This window comes from Amycolatopsis roodepoortensis (assembly GCF_024628825.1).
In the GTDB taxonomy this organism is placed as follows: domain Bacteria; phylum Actinomycetota; class Actinomycetes; order Mycobacteriales; family Pseudonocardiaceae; genus Amycolatopsis; species Amycolatopsis roodepoortensis.
In genome coordinates this window covers 3661068-3685638 of the sequence record NZ_CP102415.1, presented here as the reverse complement: position 1 = coordinate 3685638, position 24571 = coordinate 3661068, and the positions used below count along the sequence as shown (strand labels likewise).

21 protein-coding genes and 1 other RNA gene are annotated in these 24571 nt (G+C 69.7%); 17 read left to right on the top strand and 5 right to left on the bottom strand.

What is annotated here, in order from left to right; all coding sequences use genetic code 11:
* The first annotated feature begins 9 nt into the window (after positions 1-9).
* The 3 genes from NQK81_RS17055 (at position 10) to NQK81_RS17045 (ending at position 3879) form a co-directional block, all read left to right on the top strand.
* Positions 10-747 (top strand): zinc ribbon domain-containing protein, encoded by a 738-nt coding sequence (locus NQK81_RS17055; protein WP_126736544.1) that lies wholly within the window; start codon positions 10-12, stop codon positions 745-747.
* The gene (locus NQK81_RS17050; protein WP_257488978.1) at positions 744-1853 is read left to right on the top strand and encodes a bifunctional RNase H/acid phosphatase; all 1110 of its coding nucleotides are present in this window, start codon (positions 744-746) and stop codon (positions 1851-1853) included. Before NQK81_RS17055 ends, NQK81_RS17050 begins: the two co-directional genes overlap by 4 nt.
* Positions 1854-2142: 289 nt before the next feature.
* Entirely contained in the window at positions 2143-3879 is a 1737-nt protein-coding gene (locus NQK81_RS17045) for a glycosyltransferase family 39 protein (RefSeq protein ID WP_257488977.1), read from the top strand.
* 61 nt (positions 3880-3940) lie between these two features.
* On the opposite strand, the gene sfnG is transcribed toward NQK81_RS17045, so the two are convergent.
* Genes sfnG through NQK81_RS17025 form a run of 4 tightly spaced genes read right to left on the bottom strand, consistent with a single transcriptional unit; the run spans position 3941 to position 8866 of the window.
* A complete protein-coding gene (gene sfnG / locus NQK81_RS17040) occupies positions 3941-5032 on the bottom strand; it encodes a dimethylsulfone monooxygenase SfnG (protein WP_257488976.1) in 1092 nt (363 codons plus the stop codon).
* Positions 5033-5065: 33 nt separating this feature from the next.
* Positions 5066-7900: a BREX system ATP-binding domain-containing protein gene (locus NQK81_RS17035; RefSeq protein WP_257488975.1), complete on the bottom strand. Its 2835-nt coding sequence runs from the start codon at positions 7898-7900 to the stop codon at positions 5066-5068.
* A gap of 31 nt (positions 7901-7931) precedes the next feature.
* The gene (locus tag NQK81_RS17030; protein WP_257488974.1) at positions 7932-8315 is read right to left on the bottom strand and encodes a zf-HC2 domain-containing protein; all 384 of its coding nucleotides are present in this window, start codon (positions 8313-8315) and stop codon (positions 7932-7934) included.
* Positions 8312-8866 (bottom strand): sigma-70 family RNA polymerase sigma factor, encoded by a 555-nt coding sequence (locus NQK81_RS17025; protein WP_192746918.1) that lies wholly within the window; start codon positions 8864-8866, stop codon positions 8312-8314. The genes NQK81_RS17030 and NQK81_RS17025 overlap by 4 nt, the downstream gene beginning before the upstream one ends.
* Before the next feature lie 246 nt (positions 8867-9112).
* On the opposite strand from NQK81_RS17025, the gene NQK81_RS17020 reads away from it, so the two are divergent.
* From NQK81_RS17020 to NQK81_RS16955, 14 genes are all read left to right on the top strand, one after another.
* A complete protein-coding gene (locus tag NQK81_RS17020) occupies positions 9113-9763 on the top strand; it encodes a DUF4142 domain-containing protein (RefSeq protein WP_257488973.1) in 651 nt (216 codons plus the stop codon).
* A complete protein-coding gene (locus NQK81_RS17015; RefSeq protein ID WP_257488972.1) occupies positions 9760-10569 on the top strand; it encodes a ferredoxin in 810 nt (269 codons plus the stop codon). Before NQK81_RS17020 ends, NQK81_RS17015 begins: the two co-directional genes overlap by 4 nt.
* Positions 10566-11849: an NAD(P)/FAD-dependent oxidoreductase gene (locus NQK81_RS17010; RefSeq protein ID WP_257488971.1), complete on the top strand. Its 1284-nt coding sequence runs from the start codon at positions 10566-10568 to the stop codon at positions 11847-11849. The genes NQK81_RS17015 and NQK81_RS17010 overlap by 4 nt, the downstream gene beginning before the upstream one ends.
* Positions 11770-12321, top strand: a complete 552-nt coding sequence (locus NQK81_RS17005; RefSeq protein ID WP_257488970.1) for a COG4315 family predicted lipoprotein — start codon at positions 11770-11772, stop codon at positions 12319-12321. The genes NQK81_RS17010 and NQK81_RS17005 overlap by 80 nt, the downstream gene beginning before the upstream one ends.
* 14 nt (positions 12322-12335) lie before the next feature.
* An RNA gene (gene rnpB / locus NQK81_RS17000) (RNase P RNA component class A) lies at positions 12336-12734 on the top strand.
* 379 nt (positions 12735-13113) lie between these two features.
* Positions 13114-13977: an SCO6745 family protein gene (locus NQK81_RS16995; protein ID WP_257488969.1), complete on the top strand. Its 864-nt coding sequence runs from the start codon at positions 13114-13116 to the stop codon at positions 13975-13977.
* Between the two features lie 443 nt (positions 13978-14420).
* The gene (locus NQK81_RS16990; RefSeq protein WP_126736535.1) at positions 14421-14690 is read left to right on the top strand and encodes a hypothetical protein; all 270 of its coding nucleotides are present in this window, start codon (positions 14421-14423) and stop codon (positions 14688-14690) included.
* 9 nt (positions 14691-14699) lie between these two features.
* Entirely contained in the window at positions 14700-15176 is a 477-nt protein-coding gene (locus NQK81_RS16985) for a hypothetical protein (protein ID WP_076153445.1), read from the top strand.
* A 3-nt stretch (positions 15177-15179) separates the two neighbouring features.
* Positions 15180-18137, top strand: coding sequence for an ATP-binding protein (locus NQK81_RS16980; RefSeq protein ID WP_126736534.1), 2958 nt, complete (start codon positions 15180-15182; stop codon positions 18135-18137).
* The gene (locus tag NQK81_RS16975) at positions 18134-20299 is read left to right on the top strand and encodes a magnesium transporter (protein WP_257488968.1); all 2166 of its coding nucleotides are present in this window, start codon (positions 18134-18136) and stop codon (positions 20297-20299) included. Before NQK81_RS16980 ends, NQK81_RS16975 begins: the two co-directional genes overlap by 4 nt.
* A gap of 3 nt (positions 20300-20302) precedes the next feature.
* Positions 20303-20899, top strand: coding sequence for a hypothetical protein (locus tag NQK81_RS16970; protein ID WP_126736532.1), 597 nt, complete (start codon positions 20303-20305; stop codon positions 20897-20899).
* Positions 20900-20903: 4 nt separating this feature from the next.
* Positions 20904-21902, top strand: a complete 999-nt coding sequence (locus NQK81_RS16965) for a C40 family peptidase (RefSeq protein ID WP_126736531.1) — start codon at positions 20904-20906, stop codon at positions 21900-21902.
* Positions 21903-22004: 102 nt separating this feature from the next.
* Positions 22005-23201 carry a hypothetical protein gene (locus NQK81_RS16960; protein WP_257488967.1) on the top strand — a complete coding sequence of 399 codons (1197 nt, stop codon included), beginning with the start codon at positions 22005-22007 and terminating at the stop codon, positions 23199-23201.
* A gap of 34 nt (positions 23202-23235) precedes the next feature.
* Positions 23236-23433 (top strand): hypothetical protein, encoded by a 198-nt coding sequence (locus tag NQK81_RS16955; protein ID WP_007035345.1) that lies wholly within the window; start codon positions 23236-23238, stop codon positions 23431-23433.
* Positions 23434-23584: 151 nt separating this feature from the next.
* Here NQK81_RS16955 and NQK81_RS16950 read toward each other — a convergent pair whose 3' ends face one another.
* A complete protein-coding gene (locus NQK81_RS16950) occupies positions 23585-24550 on the bottom strand; it encodes an ATP-binding protein (RefSeq protein ID WP_257488966.1) in 966 nt (321 codons plus the stop codon).
* Positions 24551-24571: the final 21 nt, after the last annotated feature.

The window sequence follows — 24571 nt, the reverse complement described above, 5'->3', positions numbered from 1 at the left end:
AGGAGCACCGTGAAGGCCGATCCCGCCGTCCAGCGCCAGCTGCTCGAACTCGCGAAGGTGGACGCGGAACTCTCGCGTACCGCCCACCGTCGCCGCACCCTGCCGGAGATCGCCGAGATCGACGCGGGCGAGAAGACGGTGCGCGAACGACGTGACGCGCTGGTCTCGGTCCAGACCGCGGCGTCCGACCTCGACCGCGAGATCGCGCGCCAGGAGAAGGAGATCGAGTCGGTGCGCGCCCGCGGCGACCGCGACCGCAAGCTCCTCGAATCCGGTTCCGTCGCGGCCAAGCAGATGGCCGACATCGAGCACGAGCTGAACAGCCTCAACCGGCGCCAGGCCGCGCTGGAGGACGACCTGCTCGAACTGATGGAACGCCGCGAGGCGCTCGAGCTGGACGCTCAGCGCACCAGCGCCGAGGTCGCGAAGGCCGAGAACGAGGTCGCCGAAGCCGTCAGCCGCCGCGACGAGCACTTCACCGACCTCGACACCACGAAGGCCCGCCGCGACGAAGACCGCGCCAAGCTCCTGCCGCGGTTCCCGGAAGACCTGCTGAAGCTGTACGAGCGGGTCCGTGCGCAGAAGGGCATCGGCGCGGCGCTGCTGCGGGCCCGCCGCTGCGGCGCGTGCCAGCTCGACATCGACCGCCGCGAAATCGCCGAGATCAAGGCGGCCCCGGAAGACAACGTCATCCAGTGCGAGAACTGCGGCGCCATCCTGGTGCGCACGCTGGAGTCCGGCCTGTGACCGATCACGTGCTCGTCGAGGCCGACGGCGGTTCGCGGGGCAACCCGGGGCCCGCCGGATACGGCGCGGTCGTCAAGGACGCGGCCACCGGCGAGGTGCTCGCCGAGCGCAAGGCGTACGTCGGCATCGCGACCAACAACGTCGCCGAGTACGGCGGCCTGATCGCCGGGCTCGCCGCGGCCGCCGAGCTCGGAGCGTCCACAGTGGACGTCCGGATGGATTCGAAGCTCGTGGTGGAGCAGATGTCCGGGCGCTGGAAGGTCAAGCACCCGTCGATGCAGCCGCTCAACGCCGAGGCCAAGGAGCTGGCGGCGCGGTTCTCGCGCGTGCGCTACGAGTGGATTCCGCGCGCGGAGAACGCCCACGCGGACGGGCTCGCGAACGAGGCGATGGACGCCGGCAAGCAGGCGGAAGCGCCGAAGAAGACCGTGAAGCAGGACAGGGTCAGCCCGGTCGGCTGGACCGGTGCGACCGGGACACCGACCAAGCTCCTCCTCGTGCGGCACGGCCAGACGGCGATGTCGGTCGAGAAGCGGTACTCCGGCCGCGGCGACGTGCCCCTCACCGAGCACGGCAAACAGCAGGCGGCCGCCGCCGCGAAACGCCTCGGCGCGATGGAGGGCCTGGTCGTCGACGGCGAGGCCGCGCCGATCATCGCCTCACCGCTGATCCGCACCCAGCAGACCGCGCAGGCGATCGCCGACGCGCTCGGCGGCCGGGTCGAGACCCACCCCGGCCTGATCGAGACCGATTTCGGCGACTGGGAGGGCCTCACCTTCAAGGAGGCCATGGACCGCGACCCCGAATTCCAGACCAGCTGGCTTTCCGACACCTCGATCGCGGCGCCGGGCGGCGAGAGCTTCGACGGCGTGCACCGGCGGGTCCGCAAGGCCCGCGACGAATTGATCGCGAAGTACGGCGGCCGGACGCTCGTGCTGGTCAGCCATGTCACGCCGATCAAGGCGCTGCTGCGGATGGGCCTGGACGCCGGGCCGTCGCTGCTGTTCCGCCTGCATCTGGATCTGGCGTCGCTGTCGATCGTCGAGTTCTATCCGGACGGCAACGCGTCGGTGCGGCTGGTGAACGACATCTCGCATCTGTCCTGATCAGTGTCTTCTGAAGCGTGCTGTCGGATTTCCGTAGCCGGGCCGCGGCATCCGGCGGCACTCACCGAGCCGGGGCGGCGGCCCGCCTCCGTAAATCCGAGACCTGCGGCCAAGAAGAAGCGCGCGCAGGTGTCCTTGCTCAACCAGCCGACCCCAGTTCGAGCGAAGCGCTCCTGGCCAGAAGGTGTGGCGCGGATCACGCCTGGATATGACGCGTCGGAAGCGGCCGATGGGGTATTGGCTACAGTTTCGGGCGACGGCACGTGAGCGAAAAGGCAAAGACGGGGACATGACGGCGAGCGCACTCAGCGAGGCTTCCGAAAAAGACGTGCCCGACCCGGCCGAGACGCCGGCCCGTCGTGGCCTGGCCGCCCGTGTCGCGCCGTACCTGGCGGTGCTCGCCGGGGTGGCGGCGCTGGCCTGGCACGGCACCCTCTACGGCCACTGGATCGTCGACGACGCGGCCATCACCTTCTCCTACGCGCGCAGCTTCGCCGACGGGCTCGGCCCGGTGCTGCAGCAAGGGCAGCCGTCGGTCGAGGGCTGGTCGAACTCGACGTGGCTGGTCGCGCTGGTGCTCGGCAAGCTCGTCGGTGTCTTCGACAGCGGCATGCTGTTCGGCGTCCCCGACTACGTCATGTTCCCGAAGCTGCTGGGGCTCCTGTTCACCGCCGGGACGCTGGCCGCGTGCCACATCATGGCGAAGCAGATCTTCGCGCGCTTCGCCTGGCTGGCGACGCTGGTCGTCGGGCTGACGCTCGCCGCGATCCCGTCGTTCGTCATCTGGACGATCTCCGGCCTGGAGAACTCCCTGTTCGGGATGGCCGTCGCCTGGCTCGCCGCCCTGCTGTTCGTGGCCGTGCGCAAGGACACCGTCCTCACCGCGAAGGTCGCGATCTGGTCCGGGGTCCTGGTCGCGTTCGCCGCGCTGACCCGCCCCGAAGGCCTGATCTACGGCGGTGCGTACCCGCTCGTCGTCCTGTTCCAGCTGCGGAAACCGCTCCTCGGCCAGAGCATCAAGCTGATCGTGGTGTCCGTGGTCGCGTTCGCGATCCCGTTCGGGGCGTACCTCGCCTGGCGGATCGCCGAATTCGGCAGGCTGCTGGCGAATCCGTCCATCGCCAAGGGCCAGGGCCTGCCCGGGCTTTCGGCGCTGAAGCAGCCGTTCGAGCTGGTCGGCTACGCCGGTGTCGCCGGGACGATCCTGCTGGCGCTGACCATCGGTTACGCGCTGGTCCGCGCGGAATGGCGGCGCGCGCTGATCGCGCTGCTGGTGCCGCTGGCGCTGGGCATCATCGCGTACGGCGTGATGGTCCCGGACTGGATGGGCCAGCACCGGTTCGCCACCCCGATCTGGATCCTCGGCGTGCTCGCGGGAACGCTGGCCGCCGGTGAACTGATGCGCCGCTCGCGGGCGGCGCTGCGCACCGTCGTGGTGCTCGTGCTGGTCGCGGCCGCGATCCCGTCCGGGATGGGCTTCGCGTCGGCGTCGAAGAAGTTCCAAGAGGTCCCGACGGTCCCCGCGTGCCTCATCGCCGACCGGTTCGGCCGCGGGTTCAACACCATGGCCGACATCCTCGGTCTCCAGCAGGCGTCGCTGCTGCTGCCCGACCTCGGCGGCTCGTCGATGACCAGCCGCCTGCACCTGGTCGACATGGCCGGGCTGGTCGAGGCGGACGTCGCGGACTTCGTCAAGAACGGCGACATGCCCGGCCTGCGCGACTACGTGTTCGACAAGGTCAAGCCGACCTTCATCCACTCGTGGGGCCCGTGGGCCGCGGGCAACGGCATCACCGTCGACCCGCGGATCGACCGCGACTACGAGCCGATCTTCGTGTACCCGGGCAGCGGCCCGCGGAACGGTGACTTCGTGCGCAAGGACGCCATCACCAGCCCGGACAAGCTGAAGGCCGTCCAGGACTACGCCGCGAAGACCATGCCGGAGGTCGAGAAGGCGCGCTTCGGCGGCCCGCTCAAGGACTGCGGCCCGACCATGCATCCGGGCCAGACCGTCTACCTGCCGTAAACCCCTGCGTTCAGTCCTCTGGACGCGGTAGTTGCCCCGTGCAACGACCGCATCCAGAGGACTAAACGCGTTCCAGGGCCGCCTCTTTCTCCCGGATCACCGGAAGCACGTGCTTCCCGAAGTACTCGACGTCCTCCAGGTAGTGCAGGAAGCCGAGCAGCAGCAGGTTCGCCCCGCGCTTCTTGTACTCGATGGCCCGGTCCGCGATCTGCTCGGGCGTGCCGATCAGCCCCGTGCGGAAGCCGTCGTTGTACTGCACCAGATCCTGGAACTCCGAGTCGGCCCACATCCCCTTCTTGTCCGATGTGGAGCTTCCCGCCTGCTTGACGGCATTGCGAAAGCCCTCGACGGCCTCGGTGTTCGCCTTCTCGACGATCTCGCGCAGGACGGCCTTCGCCTCGCTCTCGGTCTCGCGGGCGATCACGAAGCCGTTGAGCCCGAAGCGGACGGCGTGGTCGTTCTTGGCCGCGTAGCCGCGGACTTCCGCGACCTGCTCGCTGAAACCGTCGAAGTCCTTGCCGTTGCTGAAGTACCAGTCGGAGACCCGGCCCGCGAGCTTCCGCGCCGCGGTGGAGTTGCCGCCCTGGAAGATCTCCGGATGCGGCCGTCCGACCGGTTTGGGTTTGATGTCGAAATCGTGGATCCGGTAGAAATCACCGCCGAATTCGGCGTGGTCGCTGGTCCAGAGCTCCTTCAGCACCCGGATGAACTCTTCCGAACGACGGTATCGTTCATCGTGTTCGAGCCACGGTTCGCCGAGGTTGGTGAATTCGTCCTTGAACCATCCGCTGACCACATTGACCGCCGCGCGACCGCCGGAGATCACGTCCGCGCTGGCGATGAACTTCGCGAGCACCCCGGGATGCCACAGTCCGGGATGGACCGCCGCGATCACCTTCAGCCGCTGCGTCGCGAGCAGCAGCGCGAGGCTGAACCCGGTCGATTCGTGCTGGTAGGCGGCACCGTAGCTGGCCGTGTAGCGGACCTGGCTCAGCGCGTACTCGAACCCGCTGTTCTCCGCGAGGACGGCGAGTTTTCGGTTGTACTCGTATCCCCAGTCGGTGCGCTGCTCGATGTCGCTGGTGACCAGGCCGCCGCTCACATTGGGGACCCAATAGGCGAATTTGAGTGGTTCGGATTCGATTCCCGGCATGTCGCGGAGTGAACCGCCGTGCGGGCGAAATCGTCAATCGGCGTCCACGCGCTGGGACCGGCCGAGCGCGGAACTCAATTCGGTGCGGCCGGTGATCCCCAGTTTCCGGTAGGCCCCGGACAAATGCAGTTCGACGGTGCGGCGGGTCAGGTGCAGCGCCTCGGCGATCTCCCGGTTGGTGAGACCTTGTGACGCCATCAGCGCGACGCGGTACTCCTGTTTGGTGAGGCCGTGTTCGTTGTCCTTCGCCGTGGTGAGGCTGGCGCGCGCGTCCCGCAGCGCCTCGGCGGCCCGTCTCGCGAGCGGCCGCGCCCCGCAGTGCTTGCCCGACTGCGTGGCCATCCGCAGCGTGCCGATCGCCTTCTCGGCCTGCCCGTGCCGGGCCTGGAGCAGGCCGAGTTCGGTCAGCGCCTCGGCCAGCGCCAGTTTCGCGGTCGATCCGCCGAGGACGTCGACGGCCTTGGTGAGCAGGCGTTCGCCCTCCTCGCCGAGGCCGCTGTCGCGGACGAGCCCGGCGGTGGTCAGCGCGCCGCCGAGGATCCTCGGCGATCCCCAGCGCCCGGCGGCGTCGAGATCCTCCTCGGCGAGCCGGGCCGCCGCGTCGGTGCGCCCGAGCGCCAGCGCGGTGCGGGCGGCGTGCGCGCGCCACGGGGCGAAGCCGGGGAAGCGCATGCCGTGATGTTCGAGACGGCGGCCACAGCCGCGCAGGTCTTCGTAGCCGAGCTCCGGCTCGCCGGTGGCCGCGCGGAGCCTGCCGCGGGCGTAGAGCAGGTAGTTGTGCGTGAAAAGTGCTTGTGTGGCGGCGAAATCGACTTTGCCCAGCACCGCGTCCGCGACGTCGTGGCGGCCGAGGTCGACCGAGACCTCGATCAATCTCGCCGCGCACAGCACCGCGATCGGGCACCGGCTGAGGGCGCCGCGTTCGTCGAACTGCCGCACCAGCGATTCGTAGTGGACACTCGCCCGCACCAGATCGCCGCCAGCCTGCACGGCGATCCCGCGGGCGAGGGTGGCCAGTGCCCCCTTCGGCACGTGGAAGTCCCACGGCAGGCGTTTCGTGTCGAGCACTTGGCAGAGCTTGTCGGTGAGCGCGGGCTCGTCGGCGAGCGCTGCCGTCGCGAGCGTGAAGAAGTAGGGCTGTTCGAACAGTTCGGGCTGCTCGCCGGACAACGCCTCCCCGAAATGCCGGACGGCGTCCGCCGAGGACTTCCCGCTGCGCACCGCGTCGAGCGCGAGCAGCCCCGACCGGCTCTGCTGCGCGGCGGGATCGTTCAGCGGTGCCCACTGCCGCTCGAAATCGCGGAAGTCCGGCGGTGGCCCGAGCCTGCTGCCCGCCTCGGCGAGATAGGTCATGCACAGCAGCGGCCAGACGGCGTCGGGCCCGCCCGTGTCGAGCCGGGCGGCGAACTGGCCGGCGGAGTTGATCGCCAGCCGCGCGTCCGGGCCGCAGCACAGCGAAAGGATCATGGCCGTCGCGACGAAGGCCGCGGTTTCGCGGTCGTCGATGTGGTCGATGGCCTCGCGCACCCTGGCCGGCGCCGAATCCGGGTCGCAGTGGAATTCCGCGTGCGCGAGCTGGAGCAGGATCGCCATCCGTTTGCGTTCGCTGAGCCGTTCTTCCAGCGCCCGCGACAGGAACCGGATGGAGAGCTCCGGGTCGCCCGCGACCACGGAGTGCCGCGCGGCGAGGCGCAGGACGTCGACCGCCCAAGGGATCCTGATCGCGGTCGCCTCAAGGAGATGCGCGCCGACGCGCTCCGGCGCGGCACCCGCGTCGTGCAGGAGCCGTGCCGCGCGGGCCTGGGTGACCGCCCTGGTGGTGAGCGGCATGTCGGCGAGCACCGAGTTGCGGACGAACCGGTAGGTCAGCGCCGGCCGGTGGCTGTTGCTCAGCAGGTGCACGCGCACCATCGTGTCGATGGCTTCCATCGCGGTGCTCTCGTCGACCCCGGCCAGCTGGGCCAGCAGGTCGAAACTCGCGTCCTCGCCGAGGATCGCGACGGCTTCGAGCATTTTCGGCGCGGCGGTGTACTCGTGCATGCGGACCCGCAGCACCTCGCCGATCATCGCCGACCCCGCGGCGTCCAGGTCCATCCCCGGGACCAGGCGGCGGCCCAGCGCGCCGAGCAGGAACGGGTTGCCGCCGGTGACCTCGCGGCATTCCTCGGCGAATCGCCCGGGAGAGACACGAAGGAACTCGGCGACGTGCCGGGCGCCGAGCCCGCGCAACAGGATCGTCGCCGGAGTGCAGCCGGACATCTCCAGCAGCGCGACCTCGCCGGTCTGCACGTGGCCGACCAGCGAGGTCAGCACGACCATCACCGGCAGGTGCTCGACCCGGTGGCGGATGTAGGCGAGACAGCGCATCGACCACGGGTCGGCGAGGTGGATGTTGTCGATGCCGAGGAAGACCGGCCCCTGTTCGGCGGCGTGCCGGACGGCGTGGAAGAAGGCGTCGAGCGCCTCGGTCTGTTCCTCTTCGGTCCGGGGGCGGCGCTCCGGCAGCGATTCGGTGGCGTGCGGGGCACGCGGCCTCGGTGATCCGGGGACGGCGGGCGCGTGGGTGAGCCCCTCGATCAGCTGGCGGCCGACCCCGCCGCTCAGATGCGTCTCCAGCCGGGACGCGGTGGCGATCGCGACGGTGAACCCGGCCGCTTCCGCGAGCTCGCCCGCCGCGGTGAGCATCGACGACTTGCCCATGCCGAACTCGCCGACCACCACCGCGCTGACGGCCCGGCCGGCCAGGGCGGCCCGGAGCAGCCCGGTGATCGTGCCGAGTTCGCCGTCTCGGCCCAGCAGCCCTGCGGCGCGGCGCTTCGGTACCGAAGGCCCGCCGAAGGGGCTCTCGGGATTTACTTCGGTATGCACCGTAGAGACCTTCGTGTCGGGTTGCGGCAGACTACTCGAACGTAAGCGGTATCGGGAGTAATCGCTGGTCATCGAGGGGAGCACGGGTCGAGATGCGCGCATCCGACGAGATCCGCCGAAGCCGGCGGGACGACCGTTGCGACGACATCAGGGCCGCGACGACGCACGCCAGGAAGACCACCACGAGGTTGGCCGCGATCAGCGACAGCCGCCCGCAGCGCCGCGAAGCGACGGGGGACAGGTAGGTCAGGTCGGCCTTGGCCAGCGCGTCCTCCACCGAAGCGAATTCCGCGACCTGGCGGCCGCAGCGCACGCAGCCCTTCAAATGTGTTTCGAAGGCGTGAGCCTCGGCTTGGTCCAGCACACCGAGTACGTACGCCGCCACATCGGTGTGTTTCACCTTTCGCTTCGTCATCGCGAACCCAGCTCTCCTAACGACCGTCGCAATGTCCTCATAGCCGCGTACAGCCGTGATTTGACCGTTCCCTCCGGGATTCCCAATATCACCGCCGCCTCCCGGACCGTATGCCCGGTCAGATACGTCTCGTAGATGACGGCCTGATATTTGCCGTCCAGATAGCGTAGTGCTTCGGAAATGACGAGCGCGGACAGCGACTGCTCGGTCCGATCCGCTATTTCGGCGCTTTCGGAACTGTCCAGCTCCACCTCCTGCGGGCGTGCGCGCCGGTTTCGCCAGCCGTCGATCACGATCCGCTTGGCGACCGTGAGCAGCCAGCCGCGCAGCATTCCCGGCTCACGGTTCAACGTGTCGGAATGCTGCCAGGCGCGAATCAGCGTCTCCTGTACGACGTCCTCCGTCCATTGCTGATCATGGCCGGTCAGGTACATCACCTGGTTGAACAGGGTTTCCCGGAAATCCTTGTACAGCAACGCGATCAGCTCGTCGGAAAGCTCGCTCGACCGAGCGTCGCCGCCGAGCCGGCATTCTCTGCCCACTGCTTCCATGAAGTTCGCGACCTCCCCAGCGGTGGAGGATTTCCCAGGTTCGTACACCGTAGCGCAGACTATCGCCGTGGGCCATGTGCAGTAGTGCTCTATTTACCATTAGTCGTCCGGTACGTATGTCGACCGGAAACGGTTCTAAATATGTCGTGTGATGCACATCACACTGCGTGCGGCAGTGGAGATCGAACCGGCCGCTCCGGTTCGCCGTACTCCCAGTGAGGCATATCTCGGACGGGGACGGGTGAAATGATCTATCGACTTCTCGGAGTGGTGATCGGCTGCATGGTGATATGGCTGGGAACGCCGGCCCATGCCTTCGCGGAAATCGACTCCCATGATCGGGAGCTCCTTGTCCGGGTACGCCAAGCCGGTTTGTGGGAAGGCCCGGTGAGCCGTCAGGCGGAACAGCGCGGGAGCGCCCAGCGGGTCCGCGAGGTCGGCCGCAAACTCGCCGACGACCACGACCGTCTCGACACGCAGGTCCGCGCACTCGCTTCGAAGGTCCGGGTCGAACTGCCCGGCGAACCCACCGCAGAACAGCGCTCGTGGGCCGACGAGATCACCGGTGCCGCCGGTGCCGACTTCGACCGGCTGTACGTCAACCGCGCCCGTGCCGCGCACGGGAGCATCTTCGGTCTCGCCTCCCACGTCCGGGCCGCCACCCGCGACGACGCGATGCGGTCGTTCGCCCAGACCGCCGTCGACACCGTCATGCGGCAGATGACCCTGCTCGAAAGCACCGGTATCGCCGAGACCACCTCGCTGATGGTCGCTCCGGGTGGCGGCAACGACCTCGACGGCGGCGACATCGCGCTCGGCATGCTCATGGTGGGGATCGCCGGCGGGGCGACCTTCGGGCTCGTGCGGTTTCTCGGCGTGCCGGGCGGGCGAGCATGACGGCCTCGCTCCTGGCGGTGATCCCGGCCCCGTCGCCGCACGACAGCGGGGTGCGGGACATCGCCGCCCTGTCGGCCCGGTTCGCCTACGTGACGATGTGCCTGACGCTGGTGTGGGGCGTGCTGAGCGCCACCGGCTGGATCAGGCGCGTCACCGGCCACGAGGCGTTGCGCGGCGGTCACGTCGTGTTCGCGACGTTCAGTCTCGCCACCGGCGCCGTCCACGGACTGTCCTATCTGTTCCTCGACGACGACTCGTTCGGTGTGCTCGCGCTGCTGATCCCGTTCGCGGGCGGCGGGGTAGCGCGGCACGCGGCGGGAGTCGTCGGGCTGGAGCTGTTCGTCGCCGTCTCGATCACCGCCGCGGTGCGCCGCGGGGTGACCGATCGCCGCGGGCAGCGGTTCCATCAGGCCGGCTACTTCGCGGTCGGCCTGCTGGCGATCCACTCCTGGCTCGGCGCGGCGGCGAACGGGAACCTCGCGACGGTCTGGCTCGGCGGGATCACCGTGCTCACCCCCGCCGTCGTGCTCACCGTGCTCCGGGTGCTCCCGCCGCGGGCGCTGGTGTGGCTGGGGCTGCTCGAAGGCGGCGCCGGCCGGGCGCGACCGGTCCGGATCTCCGTCGACGACAAGAAATGCCACCGCTACGCCATCTGCCAAGCCGAAGCGCCGAAGGTCTTCCAGCTCACACACGACGGCCAGCTGCACTACCTCCGGAAACCCGGGGCCAAACAGATGCCGCTCGTGCAAGCCGCGGCCAGAGCCTGTCCGATGCGGGCGATCCGATTACAGGGGGCGGAACGATGAGCGAACGGATCGTCGTGGTCGGCGGCGGGCTGGCCGGCCTGCGGTGCGCGGAACGGTTGCGGGAACTGCGGTTCGACGGCGAACTGGTGATCGTCGGCAACGAGCCGGAGCTGCCGTACCACCGCCCGGCGTTGTCGAAGCAACTGCTGACCGGAGCCACCCATCCGGCGGAAATGCCGCTCGCCCGGCCCGGCGAGATCGACGCCGAATGGCGGTTCAACACCCCGGCGACCCACCTTCAGCCGGGTCGCCAGGTCGTCCATCTGCCCGGGGCGGAGGAACTGCACTACGACGGGCTCGTCATCGCCAGCGGCGTCGAACCGCGGCGCCTTTCCGGTGTGCCGCACGGACATCCGCGGGTGGTCGTGGTCAGGACACTCGCCGACGCCGCGGAACTGCGCGACAACCTGGCCGCCGACAGCGGGCCCGTCGCGGTGCTGGGCAGCGGGTTCATCGGCTGCGAGGTCGCGGCGAGCCTTCGCGAGATCGGCCGGGAGGTCACCATCGTCGGCCGATCGGCGCATCTGCTCGGCGAGGTCGTCGGCAAGCACATCGGGCAGAAACTCTCGGCGCTGCACCGGTCGCGAGGGGTGCGGCTGGCGCTGGGCGCGTCCGTCGACAGCTGGCAGACCACGGCGAACGGCCTGCGGCTGCGCTCGTCCGACGGCTGGATCCTGGACGTCTCGTGTGTCGTCGTGGCCGTCGGGACCGTGCCGTCGATCTCGTGGCTGCGCGGCTCGAAGCTGCCGCTCGACGACGGCGTCGTCTGCTCGCCGACCTGTCACGTGCTCGGGATGGGCAACATGGTCGCCGCCGGTGACGTCGCGCAGTGGCCGAACCTGCGCTTCGACGAGACGCCGAGACGGGTCGAACACTGGCTCAACGCCGTCGAAATGGGCCGCGCGGCCGCGGAGAACCTGCTCGCCGGCCCGCAGGCATCGCGTCCGTTCGCGCCGGTGCCGCGGTTCTGGTCCGAACAGCACGGCATGCGGATCCAGGCGGGGGGCATCCCGAAGCTCGGCACCGACACCGTCGCGCTCGCTTCACCCGTCGGCGGTGAACGGCCCGTCACCGGATTCGTCCGCAAGGGGCGGCTCGTCGGTGTCGTCGGCCTCGACAGCCCGTCCGCCGTCCTCCACTGGACCAACGAGATCGCGGAGCAGAACCCCGTCAGCCACCCGGGAGAACAGGAGACGCCTGATGCGCCGATCGCGGTTGACCATGCTCGTCGTCATCGCGGCGCTCGTCGTGGGGGCCGCGATGTGGTGGCAGGCGGCTGAACCCGCGTCGCGGACGGCTCAGGCTCCGGTCACCGAAGCCCTCCCCGGCCCGCGGGTGCCGTCGTCCCCCGGTACCTCACCGCCCAGCACCCCGGCCGGGACGCGGCTCACCGCCGTCTATATGACCCGGATGGGGCAGGCCGTCCTCGACGAGACCGGTGCCGTCCTCTTCCGCTACGAACGCGACGATCCGCACAAGGCCCGCTCGGCGTGCCTCGGGGACTGCGCCGTCGTGTGGACGCCCGTCACGACCAGCGGCACGCCCTCGGTGACCGGCATCGACCCGGCGCTCGTCGACACCATCAAGCGTCCCGAAGGCGCCGAACAGGTGACCTTGGCGGGCTGGCCGCTCTACAAGTTCGCCAACGCGCGACCCGGCGAATGGACCGGCCAGGGCACCGACCACCTGTGGTTCGTCGTCCAGCCCGACGGGCGGCGCAACCTGAACTGCCTGCCCGGACCCGTGCAGTAGGATTCGCCGACGGACGAGTCGGCGGGGCGGCCGCGAGCCGGGAAACCGGTTCGAGGAAAGTCCGGACTCCACAGGGCAGGGTGGTTGTTAACGGCAACCCGGGGCGACCCGCGGGACAGTGCCACAGAAAACAGACCGCCTCCGCTCGTTTCGCGGGCGGGGGTAAGGGTGAAACGGTGGTGTAAGAGACCACCAGCGTCCTGGGTGACCAGGACGGCTAGGTAAACCCCACCCGGAGCAAGGCCAAGAGGGAGCCGCGAGGCTCCTGCGCAGGCGATCGAGGGCTGCCCGCCCGAGCCTGCGGGTAGGCCGCTCGAGCCCGCCGGCGACGGCGGGCCTAGATGGATGGCCGCCACCCGTGCCGCCGCAAGGCGGGGCGGGGACAGGATCCGGCTTACACGCCGGCTCGTCCGTACTTCTTTTTCTCTCGCGGCTGGGCGCCGACCCGCGACGGGCACGGCCGCCCCTGTGGCCGCCCAAGTACATGAAGGCCCCCTTCCTTGCGCCAGGCGCAAGGAAGGGGGCCTTCATGTACTCCCCGAGATGGGCGGTAGGCCCGTGAAGACCTCCTTACCTACCTTGAGGGTAAGGAAGGAGGCCTTCACGGACTCCGGCGGCGGTGAGCGGTGGGCCGGGGTGGTCGTGAGTGGCGTTTCGGGTTAGAACCCGAAACGCCACTCACGACCACCTCGACCCGCGCCCGACCTGCGGAAGTGATAGCAAAGGTCCCTTGCTCCCGCCGCCGCCCCTTCGGACGCTGCGCCCGTCACTACTTGTCGGTAGGCTGCCCTCATGGGTGAAGCGAGTCGCGTCACGGGACGGTTCCGCGGAACGTTCGATGTACTGCATTCCCTTACCTACTTCGCCCCCGAGACGGAAGCCGCGCTCACCGGCGTGGGCCTCCGCCCAGGGCGCATGACGTACTTCGCGGGCCGCGCGGCGCCGATGGGCGCGGTGGGACCCGGCGTCGTCGCGGCGACCTTCTACAACTTCAACCCCGAACTCGTCGCCCGCCACATCCCGCGCGCGTGGACGCTGGCCACGCCCGAAAAGATCATCGAGGCCCGGTTCGAAGCCGTCGACGCGACGCTCACCCGGCTGCTCGGCAAGGAGACGCTCGGTTCCGAAGAGGTCGCCGAAGCGGCGGAGCTCGCCCGCGAGGCGACCGGCGGCTGCCAGGTCGACGGCCGTCCCCTGTTCGCCGGGCACGCGGGGCTCGACTGGCCGAGCGAGCCGCATCTCGTCCTGTGGCACGCCATCACCCTCCTGCGCGAGCATCGCGGCGACGGGCACATCGCCGCGCTCGTCGCCAACGGGCTCGACGGGCTCGCCGCCCTCGTCACGCACACCGCCACCGGCAAGGGGTTCCTGCCCGCCGCGGCCAAGGAGTCCCGCGGCTGGAGCGAACAGCAGTGGGACGACGCGGCGGCCAAACTCCGCGAACAGGGCATCCTGGACGACCAGGGCGGCCTGACCGAGGCCGGGAACGATCTTCGCGAACGGCTCGAAGTCGCCACGAACGCGGCGTCGACGGGGCCTTGGGAGCACCTCGGCGAGGAGAAGACGAAGCGGCTTCACGAGCTGTGCGGGCCTTTGAGCCGCCGGGCCGTCGAAGCGGGCGCTTTTCCCGCGAATGTGTTCTCCACGGGCCGATAATCACGCTATGTAGTGAAAATGCCGCCCCTGATTTCGCTTTGGGTAACGGAAGCGTGACTTTCGCTTGATCGGCACTCATGTTTTTTGTCGAATACGTGTTCACCCAGCGGACTCGGGAGAAGCCACCGAACGAGTCATGTCACACTGGTCGAGGCCGAAATCTCCGCGGCCGACCCGTACTCACAGTGAGCAAGATGCCTCGCAAGCGAGTGAGGCCGTCAGCACACTGCGAAATACGGGTGGCCGGGGTTAATCCAGACGACCCTTGCAACGATGATGGAGACCGAGGATGGTCGTGGTGCTGTGCCTCGCTCTGTGAACTGTAGACAAAACGACATCTACAGAGCGCGCTTTGACCACTACGCCTCGTGACGCCATGATGTTCGAAGCACCACCGAGCCAGAACCGCGCGATCCCCCTCTCCGCGCACCGGGAGTAATGCGATGATGACCATGACCACCCTCGACACGCTGGCCCAGGGCGGAGAGCTCGGCACCGGCAACGTCCGCACCTGGCTGATCGACAACATCATCCCCCTGGTGCTGCTGGCCGTCGCGCTCCTCCTGCTGTGGCTGGGCGGTGGCAAAGGGGACAACGCGGGTGTCATGCGCCGACTCGCCGGTGTCGTGATCGCGCTGGCGATCATCGGCCTGGCGGTGAGCGGCGCCGGAGTCAACGTGGGCCAGTGGATCGCCGGCCTCTTCACAGGCTGAGGGCTCGCGTTGCGTATCCGGACCGATGACGAGGTTTACCGGGTCGACGCCGTGTGGCTCGGCCCGCCGAAAGCGACTTTTCCCTGGAGAGCCCGCTACGTCGCGTGGCTCGTCGGTATCCCGGTCTTCCTGCTCGTGCTCACCGTCGAACGGTGGGCGGGCTGGAGCTTCGGGTTCTTCTCGACCGCCTGGGCCTTCGTCGCCACAATTGTGATCACCAGATTGATCACGGCCAAGATCAGCCACGAGCGCCCGCTGGGCGCCGTGGCCGCGATGGCGGCGAAAGAGCTCAACACACCAAGAGAACGGACCACGGGCACGGGTGGCGCCGCCAGCGCATCCCGCGTCCGGGTACGGGCGAACCGCCCGCTACCGAAGCACCGCAGGAGACGGCAGTACCAGCACCACGGCTACGGCGGCGGCGCCGGAGCTCAGGGAACACCACGAGCGCGTCGGAGCCGCCCCGCGGCTCGGGCCGGGAGGTAGTCGTTGTTCGGTCGCGGCGGAAGCCGAGGAAAACGTGATCGAGATCTGCAGCAAGGGGCCTGGCACCCGCCCCAGCAGGTCCGCTCCGCGCAGCCCAAGAAGGCCGGCAAGGGGAGGAGGCTGCCCGGCGAGGCGGCCATACCCTCCTATACCCCGTCCATCGCGGCGCGAAGCATCGACGGGCACCTGTTACGCACCGGTTATGAGGTGTACGCCTGGTACCGGCTCGCGCCGCAGCGCTGGTCGTTCCGGTCGGACTCGCAGCGCCGCGACCTGATCGCGGCGATCGCCGGCCAGTACGCGGAGCTCCAGGGCCGCTGGCTGCACCTGCGCGTGACCAACCGGCCGTACCCGATCCGCATGTGGGCCGAGGCCCACGTGCACAACGCCGTCGGCCGTCCACAGGACGTCCAGGGCGCGCTGTCCTTCGACGACTACCTCATCGGCGAGCAGCAGCAGCTCATGGGCCGCTCGATGGCCGAAAAAGAGGTCTACCTCGGCGTCCAGGTGCAGACCAGGCGGATGATCGACCGCGCGGTCGAGAGCGCCGCCCCGGTGCTGCGCAAGATCCTGCCGGAGGCCGTCGACGCCGAGCTGGCCGCGCTCGATTCCGAGGTCGAGCACCTCGACCAGGTGATCGGCTCGGCCGGTCTCGAAGGCCGTCCGGTGCACGCCGAGGAGATGTCCTGGCTGATGCACCGTTCGTGCTCGCTGGGCCTGCCCGCGCCGCGCAACATGCCCGCGGTCCCCGGCGCGGCCTGGGAGCCAGAGGACCTCGCCAGCTTCACCGACGCGGCGGATTTCCACGCCGAGCCGTACGCGCCGACGGTGACCGTCCGTGGCCGCACGGGGTCGAACGCCGGGGTCTCGCGGCATCTCGCCGTCCTCACCGTCGGCCAGATGCACGGCCTGCAGATCCCCGAGGTCGACGACCCGTGGATCCAGCACGCGGACCGGCTGCCCGCCGCGGTCGAGGTGTCCGCGCGGATCTACGTCCGGCGCCCGGAAGAGGTCGCCGGTGAGCTGCAGCGCCAGATGAACAAGGTGCGTTCGCAGGTCAAGCACTACACCGACGAGCACGAGCTGGAGCCGCCGCAGTCACTGGCGCGCCAGGCGGGCCGGGTGCTGGAGATCGACGACGAGATGACGTCGGGCTTCACCGCGCTGGCCACCCGCGTGCGGTCGTGGTGGCGGCTCGCGGTGTCGGGGCCGACGGAGCGGGACGCGCTGCGCCTCGCCCAGCAGCTCCTCGACCTCTACAAGCCGAAGATCGCCGTCGAGCATCCCGAGGCCCAGTACGCGCTGGCCCGCGAGTTCATCCCCGGCGAGCCGCTGGCTTCGGCCGCGTACATGCGCCGCGGTTCGGTCGTGTGGGCGGCGTCGTCCGTGCCGACCGCGACGGCCGAGGTGGGCGACCGCCGCGGCATCCTGCTCGGCGAGACAGTGACCGCGACCCGGCGCCCGGTGGCGTGGGACCCGTGGATGGCGCAGGAGATCCGCGACGGTTCGGGGCTGACCGCGATGGTTGCGGGCCTCGGTGGCGGTAAGTCGTTCCTCGGCGGCGGCATCGTCTACAAGACGCTCCGCGCGGGCGCGCACTGGACGATCCTCGACCCTTCGGGCCCGCTGTCGCGCCTGTGCGACCTGCCCGAGCTGCGTCCGTACGCGCGGCCGATCAACCTGCTCAACGCGCAGCCCGGCATCCTCAACCCGTACCGCGTGGTCGCCGAGCCGCAGCTCGAGCACTTCATGGACGAGGACGACCCAGAGCGCTCCTGGCGGCGGGAGAAGGCCCTCGCGGGCGCGACTCGCCGCCGTCTCGTCCTCGACGTCCTCACCGGCGTCTTGCCGTACGAGGTCTCGCGGATGGCGCAGACCCGGATCGTGCTGCTGCGCGCCGTCCGCGCCGTCGGCGGCCGGTTCGACGCCGACCCGGGCCAGGTCATCGACGCCCTGCGGCGCGACTCCAGCGAGCACCACGAGCACGCCGTCGTCGTCGCGGACTTCCTCGACGAGATGCGCGAGCGGATGGCGCTGCTCATCCCGGAGAGCGACGCGGACCCGTACGCCGAGACCCGCGACGACCGGATGACCGTGCTGACCATGGCGGGGCTGACCCTGCCCAAGGACGGCGTCCCGCGCGAGTACTGGACGGACGCGGAATCCCTCGGCGTCGAGATGCTGAACCTCGCCGCGTGGCTGACGCAGCGGTCGGTGTACGAGAAGCCGAAGGAATTGCGCAAGGGCGTCTGGATCGACGAGGCGTTCTTCCTCTCCGAGGTCCCGACCGGCCGCGTGCTGATGAACCGCTTCGCCCGTGACTCGCGAAAGTGGAACGTCCGTGTCCTGCTGTCCTCGCAGATCCCCGCGGACTTCCTGAAGATCCAGGGTTTCGTGGCGCTGCTGGACTCGGTGTTCGTCGGCCGTCTCGACGACGACGACGCCCAGGCCGACGCGCTGCGCCTGCTGAAGGTCCCGGTCGGTGTCGGCTACGAACAGGTCGTCGCGGCGCTGGGCCGCCGCCCCGGGTCGTCACGCGATCTCCAGCGCGACGTCGAGCCGCGGCAGTTCATCTTCGGTGACGGCGCCGGCGGCGTGGAGCGGATCCGCGTCGACTTCTCCGGCCCGCACCTGGAGCACCTGCGCCGGGTCATGGACACCACCCCGGGTTCGCCCGACGCCAAACCGTCCAGGCCGGGCAACGAGCTCGCCGTCCCGGAGGAGAAGCCGTTCGTGGCTTCGCCGCCGGAGGAGGACGACTTCGAGCTCGAAGAGGACCTCGAACTCGCGGCCGAACTCGAGGTCGGGCTCACCGACGAGCAGATGCTGGGCGCCCCGGACCCGCTCGCCGCGGAGACGGGCGAGGTCCAGGGTGCCGTCCAAAATGGACATAACGGTAGCGGTGGTCAAGGCGAGCACGCGCGCGCCGGCAAGGGTGGCACCGGCAGGGATGCCGCATGAACACGGTGCTCACCCTGGCGTTCGTTCTCGCGTTCGCCGCCGGCTGGCACGCGCTGCGCCGCCGTCTCAAAGAGGGGCCGCGGCCCGGCAAGACCAGACCCAGCCGCCGCGCGACGATGTTCGTCGTCATGGTGATCCTGGGCCTGCAGGCCGTGGCGACCGCTCCGGCGGCGTCGGCCGCGGCGTGTGGCGAGGCACCGAACCCGGAACGTCCGGGCGCGGGCATGGTCGGCGCACTCGATCCGCCCACGATCGCCCGCGGTGAGGGCGGCAGCCCGTACAACGTCTACGGATACGCCGGGCACGTCTGGGACACCTTCGAAACCGACTGCGGCCCGCTCGCGGGCATCACCTCGCCCAACTCGACGATCGACACCTGGGCGGGCAACCAGCTGTTCAACATCGGCAAGAACATCGTCGGTGCCACGAACTCGCTGCACTACTCGGTGATGCAGGGCAGCTTGCTCAGCCCGCTGTACAACGCCGTCAAGGCCGGGGCCGAGAAGGTCTACAACAACATCTACGCGCAGCTGTTCGGGCTGGCCGCGCTGATCATGTCGATCATGTTGTTCCGCAACATCTGGCGCGGCGATCTCGCGGCGGTCAGCAAACGGGCCCTGCTCGGGCTCGCCGCGGTCTGGCTGGCCGCGTCCTCCTTGGCACTGCTGAGATTCCTCGATCCGATCGACAACGCGATCGTGCAGACCACGACCAACATCCAGGCCGGGTTCATCGACGAGCCCAAGACCCCGCCGTCGTCCGAGCCGCAGCCCCCCGCCGCGCAGCCGTGTCAGGCGACTCCGGAGGCCGTGGCCGCCCGCCAGCCCTGGGACCGGGTCCCGACCGAACTGCACTGCCGCGTCGTCTACGACAACTGGCTCCGCGGCGAATTCGGCAGCCCGGACGCGCCGCAGGCGATTCAGTACGGTCCGGCCCTCCTGGACGCGCGGGCCTTCACCAGGATTCAGATCCAGCAGGGCGGGGACGCCGACGCCGCGCTGGTCGACTCCAAGAAGGCGGCGTTCAAGGACATCTCCACCAAGCTCGGCCCGGCGACCGGGTACTTCACCGGTGAGGACGGCAGCCGCGTCGGCGCCGGTTTCCTTTCGCTGGGCCAGGGGATCTTCTACTCGCTGTTCCAGCTGCTGGCCAAGGCGACGGTGCTGCTCGCGCAGGTGCTGATCAGGATCTTCGTCCTGACGGCTCCGCTGATCGGCCTGATCGCGCTGCTCCAGCCGCAGATCATGCAGCGCATCCTGAAGGTCGTCGGCGCGGTCGCCTTCAACCTCATGGTGCTCTCGGTGCTGGCCGGGGTGCACACCCTCCTGCTGGAGGCGATCTTCACCGCGGGGAACTCGCTGTCCCTGCTGACGAAGATGGTGCTGGCCGCGATCATCACCGTCCTGCTGTTCATGGTCGGCCGTCCCGTGCGGCGGCTGTGGCAGATGGTCGAGATGTCCGTCGGCATGGTCGGCGGCGCGATGCCTTCACCGCGTGGCGGGCTCTTCTCCCGCTTCCGCAAGAAGAACAACGAGCCGACCCCGCAGGACGCGTTCTGGCAGAACGTCCGCGACACCGACGACGTCGTCGACGGCGACCTCCGCGGCCCCGTGGGCGCGACGGTCGGCGGCGGGCGGTTCCGGCCCGAGGCGACGATCTTCGCCAGCTCCCAGCGGCTCGACAACGGTTCCGGCGCGATCCGTCCCGCGGCGGCGTGGTCGGGAGCGCCGTGGCCGGGTGCCGTCGGCGGTGGCGGCGGTATGCCCGCGCTGCCCGCCGGTGGTGGCGGAGGCGTTCCCGTGTTCGGCCAGTACAACCCGTCCGCGGGCAATCCCGGCGACTCGATGTTCACCTCCGGCGGCCGGAGCCCGATCCAGGTGCCGAGCCGCCGGGTCGACACCTCGCCGGTCGCCGACCGGCGCTGGAGCGACGAACCCGAACCGGTCGTGGTGCCGTCGCGGATGAACACCGCGGGCGGCGGTTACACGACGCCGGACCACTCGGGTGCCGTTCCGGTGCAAGCCGGCCCGTCCACTCCGCGTCCTCGGCGCGTCGACCCCGAAGTCGTCGCGGGCAAGCCGGTCTTCGTGCTGTACCGGCCTTCGCGCGGGCTCGAGGTCCGCGAGGAAGTCCGCGACACAGACCACGCTGTGGGCCGGTGACCCATGCCGATCCGGACCAACCGCGGGCGGACCGCGGTCTACCGCAGACTGTGGGGCTGGCCGTTGCGCTCGCCCCGCCACCTCGTCGGCACGCTGGTGATCCTCGCGGTCGTGCTCACCGCCTTGGGCATCCTGCTGCCCAAGGCCATCGGAAAACCGGGACCGACGGCCGGTGGGCCGGGTTCGTCGGCGACAGCCACCTCACGCCCCGGCGTCGCGGCGCCGGTGACCGTGACGTCGACGTTGCCGCCGAGGCTCACCACCCAGCCGCCGCCGTCGTCCGCGCCACCTGACCAGGACGGTGTCCGGGTCGCCAAGGAGTGGGTGACGGCATGGGCGAACCATCCCGACGGAACGACGACCGAACAGTGGCTGAGCGGCCTGAAGCCGTACACCACCGACGAGTTCTGGTCCACGGATCTGCGGACGGTGGATCCCGCCAACATCACCGCGACCAGGGTCAACGGGGAGCCGAAGGTCGCGTCCTCGGTCGCCGGGTCGATGGAGGTCGACGTCCCGACGGACGGGCCCAAGGTCCGGGTCACCGTCGTCAAGACGAACCCGGGATGGCGGGTCACCAAGTTCACCCAAGCGGGCTGACCCGATGAAGATCGGGCTCATCGTCGGTGTGCTGATCACCGCGGTCTTCGCCGCGGTGGTCACCACGAGCACGGTCACCAAGGTGGTGACCGACCATGTGGAGGCGCAGTCGGGCGGGGTCGTCAAGACCTCGTGCGACGCGTCGATCGGGCCGACCCTGCCGGGACAGACCGATCGCGGTTCTTCGGACATCAACAAGCTGGACGAGGAACAGAAGGGGATCGTCGCGCTGATCATCTCGATCGGCAAGCAGCGGTCGCTGTCCCCGCGCGCGTGGCAGGTGGCGATCCAGGCCGGGATGACCGAGTCCAAGCTGCGGAACCTGACCTACGGCGACCGCGACTCGCTCGGCATCTTCCAGATGCGGCCGTCGATGGGCTGGGGCACCGTCGCCCAGGTCACCGACCCGCCTTACCAGGTCAACAAGTTCTACGACGTCCTGCTCGCGGTGCCGAACTGGGAGAACATGCGGCCCGGCGACGCCGCGCAGCGCGTCGAGCGCTCCGGCTTTCCCGACCGGTACCACAACTGGGAGCCGATGGCCGCCCTCCTCGTGCAGAACGAGGGCCAGATCGTCGACGTCGTCGGCTGCGGCACGAGCGTCGGCAGCGTGGTGCCGCCGAGCCAGGCGGCCGCGCAGGCCATCAAGTTCGCCCTCGCCGAGCAGGGGAAGCCGTACGTCTGGGGCGCCACCGGACCGAACAGCTACGACTGTTCCGGGCTGATGCTGCGGGCCTACGAGTCGGCGGGGATCATCATTCCGCGGGTTTCGCGTGACCAGTACAAGGGCGGCGCGATGCTGCCGGTGCGGCAGGCGCAGCCGGGTGACCTGCTGTTCCTCGCCACCGTGCCGTCGAACCCGGCGACCATCCACCACGTGATGATGTACCTGGGCGACGGCAAGATCGTCGAGGCGCAGCAGACCGGGGTGCCGGTTCACATCCGCGACTTCTCCTTCGACGAGGCCGAAGTGGTCGCGCAGGCGGTCCGTCCTGGCGTTTAGCATGGTGAGCGCGTGGTATCGCGATCGCGGGACCATCGGATTCACCCGAAGTGGCGGCCTGTCCACCGGCACGCGGCCGCACACTGGCAGAGGATGAAGAACGTGGCACGGAAATTCGGAAGGCGAGGCAAGCCCGCGGCGGGAGGCGGCCCGGAGGTCGACCCCCGCGATCTTTTCGGTACCGCCCAGCCCGCACGGCAGGCGGCGCGGCCGGCGTCGAGCACGCCGCTGGCCGACCAGCTGAACCAGGGCTGGCCGGGTGTCGATCCCGGTTACGTCGTGTTGCCGCGTTCGCTGGCCGAGGGGATGTCGCTGCCCTGGCAGCAGCAGATGGCCGCGTTGCTGGCCCAGTTCCACCAGGAGAACGCCCGGCTCGCCTGGCCGATCTACCGGGTGGTCCCGTCGCGCTACGAAAAGCTCGTCGATCTCGACGAGGAGCAGCTGGCGGAGGCCGGCTACCTGGTCGAGATGGACACCGAAGGCGAGATGATCTACCGCGAGCGCAGCGGCCGGAAGGTCGAGGACCCGGCGAACACGACGGTGCTCGTCTCGTGCCTGGACCCGATTCCGAAGCCTGCGCAGCGTCAGGCGCCTCCGCCGCCTGCGCAGGCCGCGCCGCCCGCGACCGGGCAGCCGCCTCGCGCTCCGGCACCGATGAACATCGGGCCCGCGCCGGTGTGGCGTACGGTCGCGCCGCCTCCGGGTCCGCCCGCGCCGCCGTTGCCGGGCAACCAGGGGATGGCCGCGCCCGCGCCGCAGGCTCCCGCGCCTCAAGCACCCGCCCCGCAGGCCTCCGCGTCTCAGGCTTCTGTGTCTCAGTCGCCTGCGCCTCAAGCACCGGCGCCTCAAGCTTCTGTGCCCCAAGCACATGCCCAGCAGCCTGCCGTGCCCCAAGCACCCGCTCCTCAGCCGCCGTCGGCCCAGCCGCCGCTACCTCAGCCCACCAGGACCCAGCCGCCGCCCGGAAACCACACACCGCCGCCGGTGAGCGCGCCGCCTTCCACCCCGGAAGCCCCGTCCGCCGCCGCGCCCTCGCAAGCCGAGCCGGAGCCGCCCGTGACGCCGCCGTCGTCCGCGATGCCCCCGGCTCCTCCGTCGACGCAGCCGGTGTCGCCTCCGCCGGGAATCCCCGTGGCGCCCGAACCGGCGACCCCGCCGCGCGGCGTCCCGATGCACCGGGGCTGGTTCGACGAACTCGGTGAGAACGTGCCGGAAAGCTCGAAGGTGGATCCGCCCGAAGGCGGCGAGTTCGGCCCGACCGGCGATCCCACGGAGATCCCCTACCGCTATCGCAAGTGATGACAGGACGTCCGGGTGATGTCAGGCTTGACCCATGTCGAGCGACCCGAACCCGGATCAGGGCTGGTACTTCAACACCAAGACGAACCAGGTCGAGCACCTGGAACGAGGCCGGAGCATCGACCTCCTGGGCCCGTACCCGGACGAGGCGACGGCCCGGCGCGCCCTGGAGATCGCCAAGGAACGCACGAAGCAGGCCGACGCCGAAGACGCCAAGTGGAACGGCGACTGACCCTCGTGAGTGGTCAGGACGGTTAGAACCGTCCTGACCACTCACGAGCACCTGCGCCGGCCGCTCGCCCCACCTCCGCGCACGTTGCGAAAGCCACTTTCGCAACCTTCAACGTTGCGAAAGTGGCTTTCGCAACGTGCCGCACCGCGGCTCAGGCGTCCTGCCGCGCCAGCGCCGGTCCGAGCACGAACTCCGGGTCCACCTGCGCGGTGAGGTCTTCCCCGGCCCGCCCGCTGCCCCACGCCCGCGCGTTGCGGAGGTGGAACTCGACGCCCTGCCGCTGGTAGCGCGCCCAGTCGCGCCGCTCGCCGTCGACGGTCGCGAGCATCGAGCCCAGGGTCGTGAGGTTGTGCGGCTCGAGTTCGCCGATCGGGCGCGCGCGGCCGCGTTCGGCGGCGCGGACGTGCCGTGAGTTCTCCATCCAGCCCAGGAGGGCGTCGCCGACCTCTTCGCGCAGGAACTCGATGTCCTCGTCTTCGGTGACCTTGTTGCCCACGACGACCAGCCGCACGCCGAAGTCGCGCGCGTAGTCGGCGTACTGCCGGTACACGCCGACGCTGCGCACGGTCGGCTCGCACACCAGGAACGTCACGTCGAACCGCGTGAACAGCCCGGACGCGAACGCGTCGGCACCGGCGGTCATGTCCATGACCACGTACTCGCCCGCGTCGTCGATCATGTGGTTCAGCAGCAGCTCCGCCGCTCCGACCTTCGAGTGGTAGCAGGCGACGCCCAGATCGTCCTCGTCGAACTGCCCGGTGACGCCGAGCCGCACACCGCCGAACTCGCGGAAGCAGGCCTGGAAGATCGGGTTGTCCTCGAACGGCCGGACCAGCCGCGACCCGCGCCCGGGCGGCGTGGTCTTGATCATCGAGGCGGCGTCCGCGATCCGCGGGTTGTCGCCGCGCAGGTACTCCTTGATCAGGCCCATGTTGTCGCCCAGCGTCGGCCACGCGATGGCCTCTTCCTCGCTCGCGCCGAGCGCGACGGCGAGGTGCTGGTTGATGTCCGCGTCGATCGCCAGAACCGGTTTCCCGCCGCCGGCCAGGTACGCGGTGAACAGCGACGCCAGCGTGGTCTTGCCGCTGCCGCCCTTCCCGACGAACGCGATCTTCACGCCACGGCCCTTCCTGTCGTT

Coding starts and splice junctions, on each gene's coding strand:
- NQK81_RS16975 (WP_257488968.1), top strand. CDS start 18,134: ATGAACACGGTGCTCACCCTGGCGTTCGTTCTCGCGTTCGCCGCCGGC.
- NQK81_RS16965 (WP_126736531.1), top strand. CDS start 20,904: ATGAAGATCGGGCTCATCGTCGGTGTGCTGATCACCGCGGTCTTCGCC.
- sfnG (WP_257488976.1), bottom strand. CDS start 5,032: ATGCCGGGAATCGAATCCGAACCACTCAAATTCGCCTATTGGGTCCCC.
- NQK81_RS17015 (WP_257488972.1), top strand. CDS start 9,760: ATGACGGCCTCGCTCCTGGCGGTGATCCCGGCCCCGTCGCCGCACGAC.
- NQK81_RS17045 (WP_257488977.1), top strand. CDS start 2,143: ATGACGGCGAGCGCACTCAGCGAGGCTTCCGAAAAAGACGTGCCCGAC.
- NQK81_RS16970 (WP_126736532.1), top strand. CDS start 20,303: ATGCCGATCCGGACCAACCGCGGGCGGACCGCGGTCTACCGCAGACTG.
- NQK81_RS16955 (WP_007035345.1), top strand. CDS start 23,236: ATGTCGAGCGACCCGAACCCGGATCAGGGCTGGTACTTCAACACCAAG.
- NQK81_RS16990 (WP_126736535.1), top strand. CDS start 14,421: ATGATGACCATGACCACCCTCGACACGCTGGCCCAGGGCGGAGAGCTC.
- NQK81_RS17005 (WP_257488970.1), top strand. CDS start 11,770: ATGCGCCGATCGCGGTTGACCATGCTCGTCGTCATCGCGGCGCTCGTC.
- NQK81_RS16995 (WP_257488969.1), top strand. CDS start 13,114: ATGGGTGAAGCGAGTCGCGTCACGGGACGGTTCCGCGGAACGTTCGAT.
- NQK81_RS17010 (WP_257488971.1), top strand. CDS start 10,566: ATGAGCGAACGGATCGTCGTGGTCGGCGGCGGGCTGGCCGGCCTGCGG.
- NQK81_RS17020 (WP_257488973.1), top strand. CDS start 9,113: ATGATCTATCGACTTCTCGGAGTGGTGATCGGCTGCATGGTGATATGG.
- NQK81_RS17025 (WP_192746918.1), bottom strand. CDS start 8,866: ATGGAAGCAGTGGGCAGAGAATGCCGGCTCGGCGGCGACGCTCGGTCG.
- NQK81_RS17030 (WP_257488974.1), bottom strand. CDS start 8,315: ATGACGAAGCGAAAGGTGAAACACACCGATGTGGCGGCGTACGTACTC.